This window comes from Streptomyces flaveus (assembly GCF_014647675.1).
GTDB lineage: Bacteria > Actinomycetota > Actinomycetes > Streptomycetales > Streptomycetaceae > Streptomyces > Streptomyces flaveus.
Map to the genome: position 1 here is coordinate 309,446 of NZ_BMPQ01000007.1, position 16,875 is coordinate 326,320.

15 protein-coding genes are annotated in these 16,875 nt (G+C 71.3%); 6 read left to right on the forward strand and 9 right to left on the reverse strand.

Annotated features, from left to right (window positions below):
* The first annotated feature begins 24 nt into the window (after window positions 1-24).
* A complete protein-coding gene (locus IEZ21_RS17525; protein WP_189322810.1) occupies window positions 25-1,503 on the forward strand; it encodes a ketol-acid reductoisomerase in 1,479 nt (492 codons plus the stop codon).
* Here IEZ21_RS17525 and IEZ21_RS17530 read toward each other — a convergent pair.
* Genes IEZ21_RS17530 through IEZ21_RS17540 form a run of 3 tightly spaced genes read right to left on the reverse strand, consistent with a single transcriptional unit; the run spans window position 1,500 to window position 3,130 of the window.
* Window positions 1,500-1,919, reverse strand: coding sequence for a tautomerase family protein (locus IEZ21_RS17530; RefSeq protein WP_189322811.1), 420 nt, complete (start codon window positions 1,917-1,919; stop codon window positions 1,500-1,502). The genes IEZ21_RS17525 and IEZ21_RS17530 overlap by 4 nt on opposite strands.
* A 33-nt stretch (window positions 1,920-1,952) precedes the next feature.
* Window positions 1,953-2,531, reverse strand: a complete 579-nt coding sequence (locus IEZ21_RS17535; RefSeq protein ID WP_189322812.1) for a DUF4865 family protein — start codon at window positions 2,529-2,531, stop codon at window positions 1,953-1,955.
* A gap of 11 nt (window positions 2,532-2,542) precedes the next feature.
* Complete coding sequence (locus IEZ21_RS17540; protein WP_189322813.1) at window positions 2,543-3,130, reverse strand: TetR/AcrR family transcriptional regulator; 588 nt, start codon at window positions 3,128-3,130, stop codon at window positions 2,543-2,545.
* A 181-nt stretch (window positions 3,131-3,311) separates the two neighbouring features.
* On the opposite strand from IEZ21_RS17540, the gene IEZ21_RS17545 reads away from it, so the two are divergent.
* From IEZ21_RS17545 to IEZ21_RS17555, 3 genes are read left to right on the forward strand one after another with little or no spacing between them, the layout of a single operon-like run.
* Complete coding sequence (locus tag IEZ21_RS17545; RefSeq protein WP_189322814.1) at window positions 3,312-3,593, forward strand: SHOCT domain-containing protein; 282 nt, start codon at window positions 3,312-3,314, stop codon at window positions 3,591-3,593.
* Window positions 3,590-4,345: an ABC transporter ATP-binding protein gene (locus IEZ21_RS17550; RefSeq protein ID WP_189322815.1), complete on the forward strand. Its 756-nt coding sequence runs from the start codon at window positions 3,590-3,592 to the stop codon at window positions 4,343-4,345. The genes IEZ21_RS17545 and IEZ21_RS17550 overlap by 4 nt, the downstream gene beginning before the upstream one ends.
* Window positions 4,342-6,903 (forward strand): ABC transporter permease, encoded by a 2,562-nt coding sequence (locus IEZ21_RS17555; RefSeq protein ID WP_189322816.1) that lies wholly within the window; start codon window positions 4,342-4,344, stop codon window positions 6,901-6,903. The genes IEZ21_RS17550 and IEZ21_RS17555 overlap by 4 nt, the downstream gene beginning before the upstream one ends.
* 26 nt (window positions 6,904-6,929) lie before the next feature.
* On the opposite strand, the gene IEZ21_RS17560 is transcribed toward IEZ21_RS17555, so the two are convergent.
* Both IEZ21_RS17560 and IEZ21_RS17565 read right to left on the reverse strand, forming a co-directional pair.
* Window positions 6,930-7,472, reverse strand: coding sequence for an ATP-binding protein (locus IEZ21_RS17560; protein WP_189322817.1), 543 nt, complete (start codon window positions 7,470-7,472; stop codon window positions 6,930-6,932).
* 185 nt (window positions 7,473-7,657) lie between these two features.
* Window positions 7,658-7,981, reverse strand: coding sequence for a hypothetical protein (locus IEZ21_RS17565; RefSeq protein ID WP_189322818.1), 324 nt, complete (start codon window positions 7,979-7,981; stop codon window positions 7,658-7,660).
* A gap of 369 nt (window positions 7,982-8,350) precedes the next feature.
* Here IEZ21_RS17565 and cds1 point away from each other — a divergent pair, with 369 nt between their 5' ends.
* Window positions 8,351-9,448, forward strand: a complete 1,098-nt coding sequence (cds1, locus tag IEZ21_RS17570) for an L-cysteine desulfhydrase Cds1 (RefSeq protein ID WP_189322918.1) — start codon at window positions 8,351-8,353, stop codon at window positions 9,446-9,448.
* A 30-nt stretch (window positions 9,449-9,478) separates the two neighbouring features.
* Here the strand turns inward: cds1 and IEZ21_RS17575 are convergent, their stop codons facing one another.
* The gene (locus IEZ21_RS17575; protein WP_189322819.1) at window positions 9,479-9,958 is read right to left on the reverse strand and encodes an SRPBCC family protein; all 480 of its coding nucleotides are present in this window, start codon (window positions 9,956-9,958) and stop codon (window positions 9,479-9,481) included.
* Between the two features lie 96 nt (window positions 9,959-10,054).
* The gene (locus IEZ21_RS17580; protein ID WP_033318559.1) at window positions 10,055-10,885 is read right to left on the reverse strand and encodes a DeoR/GlpR family DNA-binding transcription regulator; all 831 of its coding nucleotides are present in this window, start codon (window positions 10,883-10,885) and stop codon (window positions 10,055-10,057) included.
* A gap of 324 nt (window positions 10,886-11,209) precedes the next feature.
* Here IEZ21_RS17580 and IEZ21_RS17585 point away from each other — a divergent pair, with 324 nt between their 5' ends.
* Entirely contained in the window at window positions 11,210-13,633 is a 2,424-nt protein-coding gene (locus tag IEZ21_RS17585) for a hypothetical protein (RefSeq protein ID WP_189322820.1), read from the forward strand.
* On the opposite strand, the gene IEZ21_RS17590 is transcribed toward IEZ21_RS17585, so the two are convergent.
* Both IEZ21_RS17590 and IEZ21_RS17595 read right to left on the reverse strand, forming a co-directional pair.
* A complete protein-coding gene (locus IEZ21_RS17590) occupies window positions 13,603-16,047 on the reverse strand; it encodes a right-handed parallel beta-helix repeat-containing protein (protein ID WP_189322821.1) in 2,445 nt (814 codons plus the stop codon). The genes IEZ21_RS17585 and IEZ21_RS17590 overlap by 31 nt on opposite strands.
* A 181-nt stretch (window positions 16,048-16,228) precedes the next feature.
* Window positions 16,229-16,834 carry an Rv1733c family protein gene (locus IEZ21_RS17595; RefSeq protein WP_189322822.1) on the reverse strand — a complete coding sequence of 202 codons (606 nt, stop codon included), beginning with the start codon at window positions 16,832-16,834 and terminating at the stop codon, window positions 16,229-16,231.
* Window positions 16,835-16,875 lie beyond the last annotated feature (41 nt).

Consider the following 16,875-nt stretch of genomic DNA (forward strand, 5'->3'; position numbering starts at 1 on the left):
ACAGCCGGAGCCTACAACTCGACCATGACCTCGACTGTGACCTCGACGTACGCGTCCACCGTCTTCCCCCTCGAAACCATGACCGTCCCCGGCGGCACCGAGACGATCCTGCGCGGCGGCCGCCATCTCTTCCCCCTGCTACCGCGGGCCTTCGCGGGCGTCCACCGCATCGGCGTCATCGGCTGGGGCCCTCAAGGCCGCGCCCAGGCAAGCAACTTGAGGGACTCTCTGGCCGGTACGGACATCCGCGTCGCCGTCGGACTACGCCCCGGTTCCGCCTCGGCCGCCGACGCCCGCGCGCACGGGTTCACCGAGGCGGACGGCACGCTCGGCGACTGGCTCACCGTCACCGCCGAGAGCGACCTGGTGATCCTGCTGATCGCGGACGCAGCGCTCGCCGCCCACCACCGGGAACTCTTCGCGGCGCTGAAGCCCGGCGCCACGATCGGCCTGTCGCACGGCTTCCTGCTCGGCCATCTCCGGGAAACCGGCGGTGAGTTCCCCGCCGGGCACGGGGTGATCGCCGTCTGCCCCAAGGGCATGGGCGACTCGGTGCGACGGCTGTACCTCCAGGGCGCGGAGATCAACGGCGCCGGAATCAACAGCAGTTTCGCCGTGCACGCCGACCCCGAGGGCCACGCCGTCGACCGTGCGCTCGGCTGGTCGGTCGCGCTCGGCTCCCCGTACACCTTCCACACCACACTGGACAGCGAGTACCGCTCCGACATCGTCGGCGAGCGCGCCATCCTGCTCGGCGCCGTCCACGGCATCGTCGAGAGCCTGTACGCACGCTTCCGCCTCGCCGGCGACGACCCGGTGACCGCGTACGAACGATCCTGCGAGAACGTCACCGGCCCGATCGCCCGCACCATCTCACGCGCTGGCCTGCGGGGGGTGCGCGAGAACCTCGACCCGGCGGGGCGGGACATCTTCGACCGGGCGTACACCGCGACGTACGGGCCCGCCCGCGACCTCGTCGCCGAGATCTACGACGAGGTCACCGACGGCACCGAATTGCGCAGCGTGATCCTCGCCGAACAGCGCCTCGGCACCCGCCCGATGACCGAGATCGGCGGCTCGCCCATGTGGGCGGCGGGCGACGAGGTACGCGCCCGGCGAGCCCAACGCGCGCTGCCTGTCGACCCGTTCACGGCGGGCGTCTTCATCGCCACCATGACAGCCCAGATCGACGAGTTCGCCGAACGCGGTCACCCCTGGTCGGAGATCGTCAACGAGGCGGTCATCGAGGCCGTCGACTCACTGCTGCCGTACATGCACGCCCGCGACGTGGCCTACATGGTCGACAACTGCTCCCGCACAGCCCGCCTGGGCGCCCGCCGCTGGGGCCCACGCTTCCAGGCGGCGTACGAGCAGATCGCCTTCCCAGCCTCCGAAAACCCCGCGGACCAGGCCCTGTTGAACGCCTTCACCACAAACCCGGTACACGAGGCGCTGGCCGCGGCGGCGAAACTCCGGCCGTCCGTGGACATCGCCGTGGTCTAGCCCGAGGACGAGGGTCCGGCCGGAGCAGCGGAGGCGGAGTACTGTGCCACGCCCTCGCCGAAGGACCAGTCGATCGGCTCGTTCTCGATCAGGTTGACGAACACGTTCCGCGGCTCGGTCCCCGCGTAGTCCCGGGCGAGTTCGGCGATCCGCCGGTACAGCGCCTGCTTCTGCGCCGGGGTCCGCCCGGAGCGCAGGGTGATCGTGACGTACACGAGGCCGTCGTCCCGGTGGATCCCGAGGTAACCGTCGTCGTAGCGCAACATGCTGTGGCTGCCGTCATGGCCGACCAGGACCTGGAACCGGTCGTCGGGCGGGATCCCGATGGCCTCCACCAGGGCGTCGTGCACGGCACGGCCCAGGGCGTCGAGCCGATCGGGGTCGGCTCCCAGGGCGTCGATGCGGACGAAGGGCATGTCGGTGGCTCTCCTTCTCGACCAGGGGGTGTCTTACAGGGTTCGCGGCAACTGGTCCCGCTGCGGGGCGGACATATGCAGCACCTCGTACGCGTCGCCGTCCGCCTCGGGGGTGTCGTGCTCCCAGAGGGAGAAGTGGAGGAGCTCCCAGCGGCTGGGGTCGACGACGGCCGCCGCGAGCACCGCGCCGTCCTCACCTGCCAGCCGCTCGGCCTCCCGTGCTGCCTCAGCCCCGGCCTCTGTCAACTGGGCGCCGTTCGGCACCTGTTGGCGCCGCAATACCGCGACCCGTGCGGGGGAGTCGGCGGCGCCGCCCTCCTCGTACGCCAGTCCGGTCCACTGCCGGACCGACGGCCTCCCGAAGTCGTCGACGATGCCCTGGAAGGGACCTCCCCAGAGGAAGGAGTTCATGCTGGCCACGGTGTTCCACAGATAGAACGGGGCGTACTGGTTCACCGGTGATCCGTGCACGCCGCGCTCGCGCATGAGGTACGTCTTGAAGCCGAGGCCTTCCCAGTCGTCGAGCAGGTGCCCCTTGCGTGCGACTCGGTCGCGGATGACGGCCATGTCGTAGTCGGCGGGGAGGGTGAGCGCGTACTGCGTGGCGTGCAACGAGTGCCTCCTCAGGCGGGACGGGCGGGACGGTCTTTCGGGGCGGCGGTCGCGAGCAGGGACAGCAGCCCTCGTACACCCGCGTCGAAGGCCGCGGGTGAACCGGACGCGCGAGCCAGGACGTAACCGCCCTGGACGGTCGCGACGACGGCTGCCGCGATCTCCTCGCCGTCCAGCGAGGGCGCGAACTCGCCCTGTTCCTGGCCCTCTTCGACGATCCCGGCGAGCCGTTCCCGCAGCCAGTCGAGCGTCTCGTCGACCGGTGCGCGCAGCTCGTCGCCGGCGATCACGTCGGGGTCCATCGTCAGCCGCCCTATGGGGCAGCCGCGCAGCACATCGCGCTCGCGCCGCAGATACGCCTCGATGCGCTCGTACGGCGTTCCCGGACCGTCGAGTACTCCCGCGGCGGTAGCCCGCATCTCCTCGGCGGTCCGCCGGATCGCGGTCAGGGCGAGGTCCGGCTTCCCCTTGAAATGGTGGTACATGCTGCCCTGCCCGGCGCCCGCGCGCTCAAGGATGGCCTTGGGGCTGGTGCCCACGTAACCGCGCTCCCACAGCAGCTCACGGGTGGACTCGATCAGACGCTCCGGCGTGCTCATACAAGCACTGTACATACTAGTAGTTACAGAAGTCGATCCCCGTGAGGAGCAACGGTGAGCAGCCCGCGTACTCCCTCGGAGGTACGCGCACTGCCGCTGGCCGTACGACGACCCGGGACCCCTGCGGGACGACTCTCGGAAGCGACACGCAAGGACATCGCTACCGAGGAGTTGACCGATCATGCAAACTCTCGCGCACTTCGGCGACGGCGGGCCCGGCCCGTGGATCCTGTTCTTCCCGGTGATCTGGGCACTGGTCATCGGCGGCGGCATCGCGCTGCTGCGCCGCACGGTGTGGCGCGGACGCCGCGGCCCCTGGCGACCGGCCGCCGAGGAGAACTCGCCCATCACCGTGCTCGGCCACCGCTTCGCCTCCGGCGAGATCGACGAGGACGAGTACTGGCGCCGGCTGTCCGTCCTGGACGAGCAGTTCGGCCGGACCGGCAAGGGCGGTGCGACATGACCGCGACGACGACCACCACCACGCGCACCGCCGCCCGCGTCGTCGACGCCGTGAAGGTGTACGGCAGCGGCGACACCAGCGTGCGGGCCCTGGACGGGGTGAGCGTCGACTTTCCGGCCGGCCGCTTCACCGCGATCATGGGGCCCTCGGGCTCCGGCAAGTCCACCCTGATGCACTGTGCGGCCGGACTCGACACGCTCACCTCGGGCACCGCCCACATCGGCGACACCGAGCTGGGCACCCTCGACGACCGCCGCCTGACTCTGATGCGCCGCGATCGCGTCGGTTTCGTGTTCCAGGCGTACAACCTGGTGCCGACCCTGACCGTCGTGGAGAACATCACGCTGCCGCTGGACCTGGCGGGCGACACCGGCGACAAGGAATGGATCGACGCGCTGATCGACGTCGTCGGCCTGCGCGGCCGGCTGCATCACCGGCCCTCCGAGCTGTCCGGTGGCCAGCAGCAACGCGTCGCCGTGGCACGGGCGTTCGCCGGCCGGCCGGACGTCGTCTTCGCCGACGAGCCGACCGGCAACCTGGACTCCCGCTCCGGCGAGGAAGTCCTCGGCCTCCTCGGCCGCACGGTGCGTCAGACGGCCCGCACGGTCGTCATGGTCACCCACGACCCCGTGGCCGCCGCCCACGCCGACGAGGTCGTGTTCCTCGCGGACGGGCGCCTGGTCGACCGGATGACCTCCCCGACCGCCGACAAGGTCCTGGACCGCATGAAAGCCTTCGAGGTGCCGTCATGAACGCGTCCCTGCGCATCAGCGTGTCGTCCCTGCGCGCCCACAAGCGGCGCTTCGCCGGTACGTTCCTTGCGGTGCTTCTCGGAGTCGCCTTCCTGGCCGGCACCCTCGTCATGGGCGACACCCTGCGCGCCAGCTTCGACACGATGTTCGGCAACGCGACGAGCGGCACCGACGCCGTCGTCCGCAGCGCCGACACCATCACCACGCCGGGCGAGAGCCAGGGTGTACGGCGGCCCGTCGACACCGGCCTGGTGAAGAGGATCGAGGACACGCCCGGCGTCGCCGCCGCCGTGCCCAACATCGAGGGCGCGGGCCAGCTCATCGGCGCCGACGGCGACCCCATCGGCGGCGCGGGCCCGCCCACGCTCGCGGGCAACTGGATCGACGACCCGAAGCTCAACCCGTACCAACTCGCCGAAGGGCGCGCCCCGTCGAAGTCCGGCGAGGTTGTCGTCAACCGCGGCACCGCCGAGCGGGGCGACCTGAAGATCGGCGACACCACGACCCTGCGTACGCCCGACCCGGTCAAGGTGACGATCGTCGGTCTCGCGACCTTCGGCGGCGAGGACGGCATGGCGCAGGTGACGTTCACCGGTATGACGCAGGCCGACGCCGAGAAGTACCTGACCGCGAAGCCCGGTGAAGCCGCGGCCATCCAGGTGCGGGCCGGTCCCGGCACCAGCCAGCAGGAGCTGGTGGACGCCCTGACTCCGGTACTGCCCAAGGGAATCGAGGCGATCACCGGCCAGGAGTCGGCCGCGGAGAACACGGACATGATCTCCGGCCAGTTCCTCAGCCTGTTCACCACCTTCCTGCTGGTGTTCTCGGGCGTGGCGCTGCTGGTCGCGACCTTCTCCATCCACAACACCTTCGCGATCGTCGTGGCCCAACGCACCCGGGAGAACGCCCTGTTGCGTGCGCTTGGCGCCTCGCGTCGCCAGGTCACCGTCTCCACGCTCGTCGAGGCGAGCGCCGTCGCCGTGGTGGCGTCCGCGGCCGGCCTGGCGGGCGGTATCGGTATCGCGGCCGGGCTGCAGGCGCTGTTCCCGGCGATCGGATTCCCTTTCCCCGACGGCGACTTGGTGATCAGCGGCCTGTCGATGCTGCTGCCGCTGGTGGTCGGCGTCGTGGTCTGCCTCGGATCCGCGCTGCTGCCCGCCGTCCGCGCCGGACGCACCACACCGCTCGCCGCGCTGCGGGAGACGGCCGTCGACCAGTCCGGCGCGTCCCGCACCCGCGCCGCCGTGGGCGGCGGACTCGGCGCGCTGGCCATCGCGGTCACGCTGACCGGGGTGTTCGTGAGCCCGTCCCTGTGGCTCGCGGGCTCCGGCGCCCTCCTGGCGCTCGCCGCCTTCGTGGTCCTCGGCCCGGTCGCCTCCACCACAGCCGTACGCGCCCTCGGCAGCCCACTCGACCGGCTGCGCGGTGTCACCGGCGGACTCGCCCGCCGCAACGCCCTGCGCAGCCCGAAGCGGACCGCCGCCACCGCGAGCGCGCTGATGATCGGTGTCGCCGTCGTCTCGCTGTTCACGGTGTTCGGCGCCTCGCTGAAGGCCACCATGGACCAGACCGTGTCGCGGTCCTTCGCGGGCGACGTCGCCGTCAGTACCCCGTCGTTCGGCGCGGGCGGCAGCGGACTGAGCCCGCGGCTCGCCGGCGCCATCGCGGAGCGGCCCGAGGTGGACACGGCGGTCGGTCTCGGGCGGGGTGTCGCCGAAGTCGACGGCAAGGGGCGCGCGTTGACGGTCACCGACCCGGCCGCGCTGGAGCGGACCTTCGACCTCGGCACGGTCCAGGGCTCGATGCGGGACCTCGGCTCGGACGGTATCGCCATCACCGAGAACGAGGCCGACAAGCAGGGCCTCAAGACCGGCGACAAGACCCAACTCACCTTCACCGACGGCAAGAAGGAGACCTTCACGGTCCGCGTGCTCTACGGTCAGTCGGAACTCGCGGGCGAGTACGTCATCACCCGCGAGGCCTGGGCCCCGCACCGCACCCAGGACTCCGACACCCTCGTTGCCGTCTCCTTCAAGGACGGCGTGAGCGCGGCCGACGGCAAGGCGGCGGTCGAGAAGGTCGCGGCGGCGTACGGCAATCCCGAGGTGCAGACGCGCGACGAGTACGCACAGTCCTCCGCCGGCGGCATCGACATGATGCTCACCCTGGTCTACGCACTGCTCGCGCTCGCGGTGCTGATCGCGCTGCTCGGCATCGCCAACACGCTGACGCTCGCGATCCATGAACGCACCCGCGAACTGGGCCTGTTGAGGGCGGTCGGGCAGACCCGGGCGCAGCTGCGCGCCATGGTCCGCTGGGAGTCGGTCCTGGTCGCCGCGTTCGGCACGGTGGGCGGACTCGTCCTCGGCGGCTTCCTCGGCTGGGTGCTCGTCAAGGCGTCCGACGGCGCCAGTGACAGTGCTTTCGCCTTCTCCCTGCCGCCGGCCCAGCTCGCGCTGGTGGCGCTCGTGGGCGTCGCGGCCGGAGCCCTCGCGGGCCTGCGCCCGGCCCGGCGGGCCGCACGCCTGGACGTGCTGCGGGCCATCGCGACCGAATGAGGAGCGACGTCCTGGTCACCGCCCGGTCAGCCGGCAACGGCCGACCGGGCGGGAGCGTGTCCGGACCTGACCCTGCCCGCCACATGCTCCACCTCCGCGAAGCTGCGGGACACGGCAGACGCAGTCTCCGCGGCTGCCCGGTACGACGGACGGGCGGGCAGTTCCACCGCGGGGCAGGGCGCCGCGAGCGTGAACCACACGACCTTGCCCGACTCGCCGTCCGGCCGAACCCCCCAGCTCTCGCTCAACGCGGCGACCATCGCGAGGCCGCGACCGCAGGTGGCGGTGACGTCGGCGTCCCGTACCTCGGGAAGCCGGGGATCGTGGTCATGCACCGAGACCGTGAGCCGGTCGAGCAGCAGCTCGATCTCCACGGTGCACAGCTTGTCGGGCTCGGCATGTCGGTGAACGTTGGTCAACAGCTCGGTCACACCGAGCGCGGCCCGGTCTATCAAGGGGTCGAGATGCCAGTAGCGCAATTGCGCCGAGACGATCCTGCGGACCTGGCCTATCCGCGACGGCAGGGCTTGGAGCTCCACCGTGCAGTGCCTGCTTGGCTGACTGATCACGGCTGCGACTCCCCGAATTGAGGTCCGGAAGAAGACGAGTACGGATCCAGCAGGGTGCCCGCGTGCAACGGCCGCCTGCTGTTCATGACCGGCGTGCGCTGATTCGTAGCGTAATCGCCGGTGAACCCAGAGTGACGTGGGATCAGCGTGACTCAGGGGATGGGGTCCTGCAACTCGTGGCACTCTCAGTGCCCGCGCCCCGCCGCCCTGCGCACCGCTTCGATGAACCGGCGGGCGGCGGGCGGTCCGGGCTCCCCCGGAGCGGGGTCGTGTTCACCCAGGGTGAGCGTGTAGCGGGTGCCGTTGACGTCCGCCAGTGCGCGGTCGTCATGGGCGAACCACGGCTTCGACGCGCGGACCGCCTGCACCGGGGCGCTGTCGATCTCGCTGCCGTAACTGGTGAGCAACTCCAGCCTCCCGTCGCTGATCCGGACCTGTCCGGCCCGGGTGAGCGAACGCAGCCTCTTCCCGATTCGCACGCCCGTGGCCGCGAACTCCGGCTCCGCCATGATGCCCCGCCCCCTTGTGCGCTATGGCTGTGCTCCGGTCCTGATCCAGTGTGCGTCGCGCTCGGGATCGCCGTCTCGTACTCATGCGTCGGGTTCGCCGTCCCCTGCGGTGCAGTCTGCACGTCCCCCGCGCCGAGCACCAGTGCGCACGCGGGCGTCAGGCGCACGGCCCGGCGCACTCGGGCGGATGCGCCCCCCACCACTGTGTACCAGTGATTCCTTTGAGGTGCTCAAAGGTACGTTTATGCAGGTGAGAAGCGTGCGGAAGCTGTCTATGATCGAGGCGTCCGACCCGCCGAACCGGCGTCGGCCCACCCCTTAAGGAGCCCGGCCGTGATAACCCCACAGCAGGCCCGCACCCACGAGCCGATGGCCACACTCGACGTCGACCACAGCGACACGGAGTACCGGCGCTGGCTCAAGGAAGCCGTACGCAAGGTCCAGGCCGACGCCAACCGCTCCGCCGACACCCACCTGCTGCGCTTCCCGCTGCCCGAGAAGTGGGGCGTCGACCTGTATCTCAAGGACGAGTCCACCCACATCACGGGCAGCCTCAAGCACCGCCTGGCCCGCTCGCTGTTCCTGTACGGCCTGTGCAACGGCTGGATCCGGCGTGGCCGACCCGTCATCGAGGCGTCCAGCGGCTCCACGGCCGTCTCCGAGGCGTACTTCGCGAAGCTGATCGGGGTCCCCTTCATCGCGGTCATGCCCCGCACGACCAGCGCCGAGAAGTGCCGACTGATCGAATTCCACGGCGGGCAGTGCCACTTCGTGGACGACCCACGCAAGATGTACGAGGAGTCCGCCGCCCTGGCGGCCGAGACCGGCGGCCACTACATGGACCAGTTCACCTACGCGGAACGGGCCACGGACTGGCGCGGCAACAACAACATCGCCGAATCGATCTTCCGTCAGCTGAAGTTGGAGCGCTACCCCGAGCCCGCGTGGATCGTCGCCACGGCCGGCACCGGCGGTACGTCGGCGACCCTCGCGCGCTATGTGCACTACATGCAGTACGACACCCGTATCTGCGTGGCCGACCCGGAGAACTCCTGCTTCTTCGAGGGCTGGACGACGGGCAACGCGGACGTCACCACCGACTGCGGTTCACGCATCGAGGGCATCGGTCGGCCACGCATGGAGCCGAGCTTCGTACCGGGCGCCGTCGACCGGATGATGAAGGTGCCGGACGCGGCGAGCGTGGCCGCCGTACGCGCACTGGAGGCGTCCATCGGCCGCAAGGCGGGCGGCTCGACCGGCACCGGGCTGTGGAGCGCCATGAAGATCGTCGCCGAGATGGCGGCCACGGGCCGCACGGGAAGCGTCGTCACGCTGCTGTGTGACCCCGGGGACCGCTACCTGGACAAGTACTACTCGGACGAGTGGCTGGCCGGGCAAGGGCTGGACATCGCGCCGTACGCGAAGGCGATCGAGTCACTGCTGGCTACGGGGGTGTGGCCGGACTAGGCGTTATTGAGGTGCACGCGCGCGTGCACCTCATGCCCGTGCTGAGGCGAGCCGCCGGTCCAGCTTCACCACCGCGTCCCGGAACGCGCGCCCCAACCCCGGTCGCCCCAGCTTCACCGTGAAGCGGAACGCCGCGGCTCCGTCGGCGGCAAAGGTCCACTGCACCCGCGTACCCGTGCCGTGCGGGGTCAGCCGCCATTCCTCGACGAGGGCACGGACCCCGGGGGCGTTGGTCTCGTCGACGCGGTACGTGTACACCTCGGCGGGCTCGGCCGCGAGCACCGTCTCCTGGAAGCGCGTACCGCCCTTGAGCCGGATCTGCCGCCCGGCGCCGCCCTCGGTCGGCCGGGCCAGCGTCACCGCCGAGAACCACTCCGGCCAGCCCGCCACGTCCTCGGCCAGCGCGCGGAAGACCGCCTCCGGAGGCGCGCTCACCGCTCTTGCGAACACCAGACGCACAGGAGCGGCCTGGACGAAGTCGAGCCCCACCGGGCGCAGTTGGTGAGCCACGTACGAAAACCCCTTCGTGGGAACGGAATCCGGACAGCGTCGAACCCGAGGTGAATGGTGGAACAAGGGCGCACGGGCACGATAACTGGCGGCCCGTCAGATGTCTGTACCCTCCTCGGGCTCGCCCGCCACCACCAGGCGCCGCAGATGCTCGGAGACCTCAGCGCGCGCCTCGGCGGGCAGCCCGGCGTCCGTGACCAGCGTGTCGACCTGCTCCAGCGCGGCGAACGAACTCAGCCCCACCGTGCCCCACTTGGTGTGGTCCGCGACCACGACGACGCGTCGCGCGGACTGCACGAGCCGCCGGTTCGTCTCGGCCTCCGCCAGGTTCGGCGTCGACAGGCCCGCCTCGACCGAGATGCCGTGCACACCGAGGAACAGCACATCGAAGTGCAGCGCCCCGATCGCCTGGTCGGCGACCGGCCCCACGAGCGAGTCCGAGGGCGTACGCACACCACCCGTCAGTACGACCGTGGCCGCACCCTGTCGCTGTCCGGAGGTGCGCTGCGCCGCATGGAAGACATCGGCCACGCGCACCGAGTTGGTCACGACAGTCAGGTCCGGCACATCGAGGAGCTGATGGGCGAGCGCGTACGTCGTCGTGCCGCCCGACAGGGCGATCGCCGTGCCCGGCGCGACCAGGCTCGCCGCGGCCCGCGCGATGTCCTCCTTGGCGGTCAGCTCCAGTCCCGACTTGGCCTCGAAGCCCGGCTCGTGGGTGCTCGCCTCGACCACCGGGACCGCGCCGCCGTGCACCTTTTCCACCACGCCCTGCCGGGACAGCGCGTCCAGATCGCGGCGGACCGTCATGTCGGAGACGCCGAGCTTCCTGGTGAGTTCGTTGACGCGGACGCCGCCGCGCCGCCGGACCTCGTCGAGGATCAGAGCGCGGCGCTGCTCCGCGAGGAGGTTCTGATTCTCACTCACGTCCGCTCCGGTCCCTTCGCCTTGTCCTGCCCGACACTGCCTCGAACCCCCTCCGCCCCGTCCGACCCCCTCCGACGAGGACATTCTCCCCGCCTGAGGCCCCAAGGGCGTCCCATACTCGCACGGGTGACCACCTCTTGCGCCACTGCCTGTGTCCACACGCACACGTCACGCGGGCAACGCAGGGCCGTCGCTGTCACACGGATCGGGGAGATTCGGTGACCAGGGGTGCGCACCGACCCCGGAGCCGGGATTCTTGTACCTGCACATGACACATGCCCACAGGCATCACGCCCACAAGGCGTCACGGGGGAAGCGAAGACAGTGGAGCGTTCACAGGAGCGTGCCTCGACGGGACCGGCGACCAGCGCTGAGCGGCGGCCCGAAACGGCCGACACCGCACTTGAACTCCTGGTCCACGGCGTGGGCGGCACCACGCCCGAGGAGATGCTGAACGATCCGCGCACCGTGCGGATCACCGGCGACGAGACGGCCGCCGTCTTCCGCCGTATCGACGACGCCGACGCGGAGAAACGGCCCGACGACTACCGCGGCAAACCGGTGCCCGAGGCGTACGTCTGGTGCAACCTCACCTCCGGAAACGGGTCCCGCGCTCTGTGGCTGCTGCTCCTTCCGTTCATGGTGGTCAATCTCGCCCACTGGATGCGGCCCACGGTGAGCGACAACCGGACGCGGACGGTACGCCTCTACGGCCTGCTCGTCCGACTGGTGAGCCTCACCCTCACGGTGCTGCTGGTCGCCGCCGCCTGCGAGGTGGCCCTCGACCTGGCCGCCTGGCAGTGCGCGGGCACGCGCGCGTGCGCAGCCGACCACACGTGGCTGGGCTTCCTGGCACCCGTCGAGTCCGGCGACGGCTGGTGGAGCCAGCCCGGCCGCCGCCTCGCCCTCGCCGCCCTGGTGCCGGCCGCCCTCACCGGCCTGTTGTGGTATCTCTCCCACCGCACCTGGAGCGCGTACGAGTCCCAGCAGCCGATGACCGACGGGGCCGACCTGGACGAAGACACCGGCCGCCTGGGTCTGGGCCGCCCCGGCTTCTGGTACGGGCGCCGCCTGGTGGCCCGGCTACGCGCCGCCCACACCGCCGCGGGCCTGCTGACGGTCACCGCCGGCGTCGGCACCTCCGCCGCCCGCCACGACCGCGGGGGCGGCGGGCCGGTCGTCCTGGAGGCCCTGGGCTGGGTCCTGAACACAACTCTCGTGGTGGGTGCGGTCGTTGTGGTGTGGGTCGTGTGCCGCAGGGGCCGCAGCGAGCGCCGTCTCGACCGGCAGCTCGACGGGGCCCTGGTGCGCTGGCTGCCCGTCGGTTCGCTGGTCCTGCTCGCCCTCACCGCCGTGTACGCGGGCTGGTCGCGTCCTCAGTGGCGATCGGCCGCGCGGCTGCCGGGCGACGCGACCTTCGGCGGCATCGTCCTCGTCCAGGGCCTGCTCGTGATCGCGATCGGCGTGGTCGCCCACCTCCTCTACCGCTCCCACCCCGACACCCGCACCGCGATGCGCGGACTGGCCGGGCCGGCCGTCGCCATGCTGGCCTGCGCGCTCGGCGGCGTGTTCTCCGGGGGCGTGGCCCAGCGCGTCGCCGACTGGCTGGACGGCACCGGAGGTTCGATCAAGGGCCCGCCGGTGTTCCTGACCTGGCAGGCGTCCGTCATCCCGCCCCTCCTCGTCGTCCTCCTGGTGCTCTTCGCCTGGCTGGCCCGGCGCACGGTGCAACTGCGCCGCGCCGCGATGAGCGAGGTGGAACAGGACTACCCCTCGGAACCCAAGGACACCGAGCGTACCCGGCGCATCGCGCGCACACGCGCGATGGCCTCGCTCACCGACCGGGCCCCCCGCATCATCGGCCTCACCTCCATGGTGACGCTCCTGCTGGGCGTCGTGGCCCTGGTGGGCGCCATGACGGCCGACGAGGTGCCGGGCGAGGCCGCGCAAGGGACGTACGCCTTCGTGGAGGGCGCGGCCGAGACCGCGCAGGCGCTCGGCTCCTGGCTGATCGGCGTCGGCTTCATACTGTTCGTCACCTGGGGCCGCCGCGCCTACAAGGACCCCTCCGCCCGGCGCACCATCGGCATCCTGTGGGACGTCGGTACGTTCTGGCCGCGCGCGGCACATCCCTTCGCACCCCCCTGCTACGCCGAGCGCGCCGTACCCGACCTGACCTGGCGCATGGCCACCTGGACGCGCACCACAGGCGGACGGCTCGTCATCTCCGGGCACTCCCAGGGCAGCGTCCTCGCCGCCGCGGCGGCCTGGCAGCTCACTCCGTCGGTCCGCAAGCGAGTCGCGCTGCTGACCTACGGCTCACCCCTGGAGCGGCTCTACGGGCGCTGGTTCCCGGCCCACTTCGGCCAGTCCGCGCTCAGCGGGCTGCACCGCGAGATCGACTGCTGGCGCAACCTCCACCGGGCCACCGACCCCATCGGCGGCCCCGTCCTGCTGCCCGGCGACTGCGGCCCGAAGGTCGACCGCGAGCCGCTCAAGGACCCCCTCGCATACGGCCGGACCGCTGAACACCCGCTGCCCGCGCCGATCCTCGGACACTCCGACTACCAGGCGGACCCTGCGTTCGCCGAGGAGCGGCAGCGGCTGCTCACCCGGCTCAGGCCGGATGTGCCGGGACCGCGCCCGGAGGGCGAGCCTCCGCCCGGTCCTGGTGCGGACGGTGAGCCTGAGCCCGATCCGGGCGCGGACGTCGAGCCTCAGGGCAACTCGGGCAGGTCCTCGGCGTAAAGCAGGGTGAGGTCGTCCGTGCTCGGCTCGGCGAACTGGGCGACCCGCCCCGCGTGCCGCTCCACCATCGCCTCGAACGTCTGCCGCGCGGTGCGGCCGTTGCCGAACGCGGGCCCCTTCGGGATGGCCGTGAAGTACTTCAGCAGCGCCTCGCCCGCGCCCGGCGCCAACCGGTACTCGTGCTCCTCGGCCTGCTGCTCCACGATCCGCAGCAGCTCCTCGGGGACGTAATCGCTGAAAGTGATGGTCCGTGAGAAGCGGGACGCGACCCCGGGGTTGACGCGAAGGAAGCGTTCCATCTCGGCCGTGTATCCCGCGACGATCACCACCACCGCCTCCCGGTGGTCCTCCATCAGCTTCACGAGCGTGTCGATGGCCTCGCGCCCGAAGTCACGTCCCGAGTCCTCCGGCGACAGTGCGTACGCCTCGTCGATGAACAGCACGCCTCCGCGCGCCTTGTCGAAGGCCTCCTGCGTACGGATGGCCGTGGAGCCGATGTGCTCGCCGACCAGATCGACCCGGGACACCTCGACGAGATGGCCCTTCTCCAGGACGCCCAGCGAGGCCAGGATCTCGCCGTACAACCGGGCGACGGTCGTCTTGCCGGTGCCGGGGGAGCCCGTGAAGACCAGATGGCGCCGCACGGAGGCCGCCTTGAGGCCCGCCTGCTGGCGGCGGCGGCCCACCTCGATCATGTCGGTGAGGGCCCGCACCTCGCGCTTGACGCTGTCGAGGCCCACCAGCGCGTCGAGTTCGCCGAGCACGGCCTTCGATGTGCGTGCGGGCTGCTCCGGCTGCCCGGGTTGCTGCGCGGTGACGAGCGGCTCCTGCTCGGTCGTGCGCTGGCCCGGGATGGCGCCCAGCAGACCGGGGGAGTGGCTCGTCGTCTCCACGGCCGTCTGAGCTGCCGGAGGCCGCACCCCGGCGCTCTCGTCGCTCGTGCAGTCCTCGACGACGGGCCCGCTGCCGGAGGCCTGGTCGCCGCCCGCGTCCGCGAACTCGTAACCCCCGCGCGCGCAGCGCTCCGTACGGCATTTCCTGAGCGTCGTACGGCAGCCGTCGATCACATGGAAGCCGTAGCCCCCGCTGCCCGTGACCCGGCAGCCGTGGAAGCTGCCGCGGCCGCCGGCCGAGACGTAGAAACCGGCCTCCGCGGGAGAGTCGACCGTGCAGCGCTCGACGGTGGGGTCGGCGCCCTTGGTCACGATCACACCCGTCTGCGCACCGTCGATGGTGCAGCCCGAGAGCGTGCCTCCGCTGCCGTGGTCCCGGAACCAGGCGCCCGTCGCGGCGTCCCGGATCCGGCAGTCGTCGAGCTGTGCGGTGGCGCCGTCGCTCACCGACACCGCGGTGTTGCGCACCTGCCACAGATCGCTGTCGACGACATCGGCGCGTGAGCCGCGGTCGAGCACGAAGAGGGCGTCCGGCACGTCGTGCACCCGGCACGAGTCGAGTACGACGGTCGCGCCGTCGCTGACCCAGACCGCGGGGTAGTCGCCCGTACTGTCATGGATCTCGCACTGGTTGGCGTCCACGCGGGTGCCGGGGTCCCACACCGAAAGGCCGTTGCGCCCGAACTGCCGCACCGTGGAACGGGTCATCGTGAGGACCGAGCGGGAGCGAAGATCGACCGCGTTCTCCGGGATGTCGTGGATCCGGCAGTCGGCGAGCGTCAGAACGGCGTCCGTGTCGAGCGTGACACCGTCCGCCGTGGTCCGGTGCACCACGCAGTCGGTGAGATGCGCCGTCGCCCGCGCGGTGACCTGGACGCCGCTGCCCCTGACCTCGTACACCTCGCAGCCGACGGCCTCCAGCGCGGAATGCTCACCGGTCACCGACAGACCCGCCCCCGAGGCGTGGTGCACCCGGCAGCGCTCCAGGCGCGGGTGGGCGGCGCCGCGTACGGCGATGCCCGACTGGCCGGCCGCCACGACCTCGCAGTCCTCGAACACCCCGCCCCCGCTGTCCAGTACGGCGATGCCGACGCCCGCAGGATTGTCGACCGTGCAGCGCCGCACGGTCGGACGCGCACCGCCGCGCACCTCGATCCCGGCCGCGGAACGCGTGACGATCCGGATGTCCGTGAGCTCCGGCGCTCCCTCCTCGACGAGCAGCGCGGGCGCCGCCGCGTCCTGGCCCTCCACGAGCAGGTCCTGGACCACGGCGGACGCACGCACCGTGAGCGGCACACCGTCGACGGGCGCGATGCGCACGGAACCGGGGGAGCCCTCCGGGCCACGCAGAGTCACCGTCCGCTGGACGACGAGGTTCTCCCGGTACGTACCGGGCGCGACGGTGAGCACATCACCGTCGCCCGCGGCCTCCAGGGCGGCGGCGAGCGATGCGTACTCACCCGTGCGGCGTCGCCACCGAGACGTGCCGGTGTGCGTCACCTGGACCGTGCCCTGTGCCATGGCGCTGTTGTGCCCCCACCTCGTCGTACGCGGGTCCTGAGAGGCTCCTCGTCGCTCCCCCTCGCCCCCGACCGGTCAGCTCACGGGGGTTCGGAAACAGCCTCTCACGACGATGCCGAACAGTTCGGCCGGTCCACCGTAGCGTGCGCGGGCAGGGGGAGTTGACCGGAGCGGGAGGCTGTCAGCTGCCCGTGCCGGTCCTTCCCCAGTCCGGTCCGGCCTGCGACCACGCCAGGTCCCAACGGGCGTACCGGCGGCGCACCATGCGCCACAGGACCAGCCTCCGGGAGCCCTCGACGAGTCCGGCGCAGGCTGCTGCCGCGCCGAATCCGGCGAGCACGGCGTGCGTCGTCGCAGTGGCGGTGTCCAGGGGGCGGCCCACTATTCGGCCCTGCTCGTCGGTCCACAGCGTGAACCGGTCGCCGGCCTGTGGGGACTCGAGGGCGGCCATGACCGTGCCCTGTTGCTCGGTGCCGTCCGGGCCCTTCCAGTTGGCGAGCACACGGTTGTGGGAGTCGCGCGCCGAGGACGTCTCGGGGTCGGGGTCCAGCGGGCTGCTGTCCGCCTTCTTCACGACGGTCGCCTCCACCAGGTGACGGTCCAGGCGCTGCTGCCGTACGGACTCCCGCAGGGCGTCCTGGGCGGCCGAGCCGACCCACGCACCGACCACGGGCGCGGCGACCAGGACGAGCAGCAGAGCAGCCATGGCCACCCAGGCCTCGACGAGATCGGTCGTACGGCGCAGCGGATTGCGCCGCCAGCGCCAGAGTCCCCTGATGGCCCGCAATGTCCCGCACCCCCTTCCGCATCCGTGATAACCCCCGGCGG

Coding starts and splice junctions, on each gene's coding strand:
- IEZ21_RS17525 (WP_189322810.1), top strand. CDS start 25: ATGACCTCGACTGTGACCTCGACGTACGCGTCCACCGTCTTCCCCCTC.
- IEZ21_RS17530 (WP_189322811.1), bottom strand. CDS start 1,919: ATGCCCTTCGTCCGCATCGACGCCCTGGGAGCCGACCCCGATCGGCTC.
- IEZ21_RS17540 (WP_189322813.1), bottom strand. CDS start 3,130: ATGAGCACGCCGGAGCGTCTGATCGAGTCCACCCGTGAGCTGCTGTGG.
- IEZ21_RS17545 (WP_189322814.1), top strand. CDS start 3,312: ATGCAAACTCTCGCGCACTTCGGCGACGGCGGGCCCGGCCCGTGGATC.
- IEZ21_RS17550 (WP_189322815.1), top strand. CDS start 3,590: ATGACCGCGACGACGACCACCACCACGCGCACCGCCGCCCGCGTCGTC.
- IEZ21_RS17555 (WP_189322816.1), top strand. CDS start 4,342: ATGAACGCGTCCCTGCGCATCAGCGTGTCGTCCCTGCGCGCCCACAAG.
- IEZ21_RS17565 (WP_189322818.1), bottom strand. CDS start 7,981: ATGGCGGAGCCGGAGTTCGCGGCCACGGGCGTGCGAATCGGGAAGAGG.
- cds1 (WP_189322918.1), top strand. CDS start 8,351: ATGGCCACACTCGACGTCGACCACAGCGACACGGAGTACCGGCGCTGG.
- IEZ21_RS17590 (WP_189322821.1), bottom strand. CDS start 16,047: ATGGCACAGGGCACGGTCCAGGTGACGCACACCGGCACGTCTCGGTGG.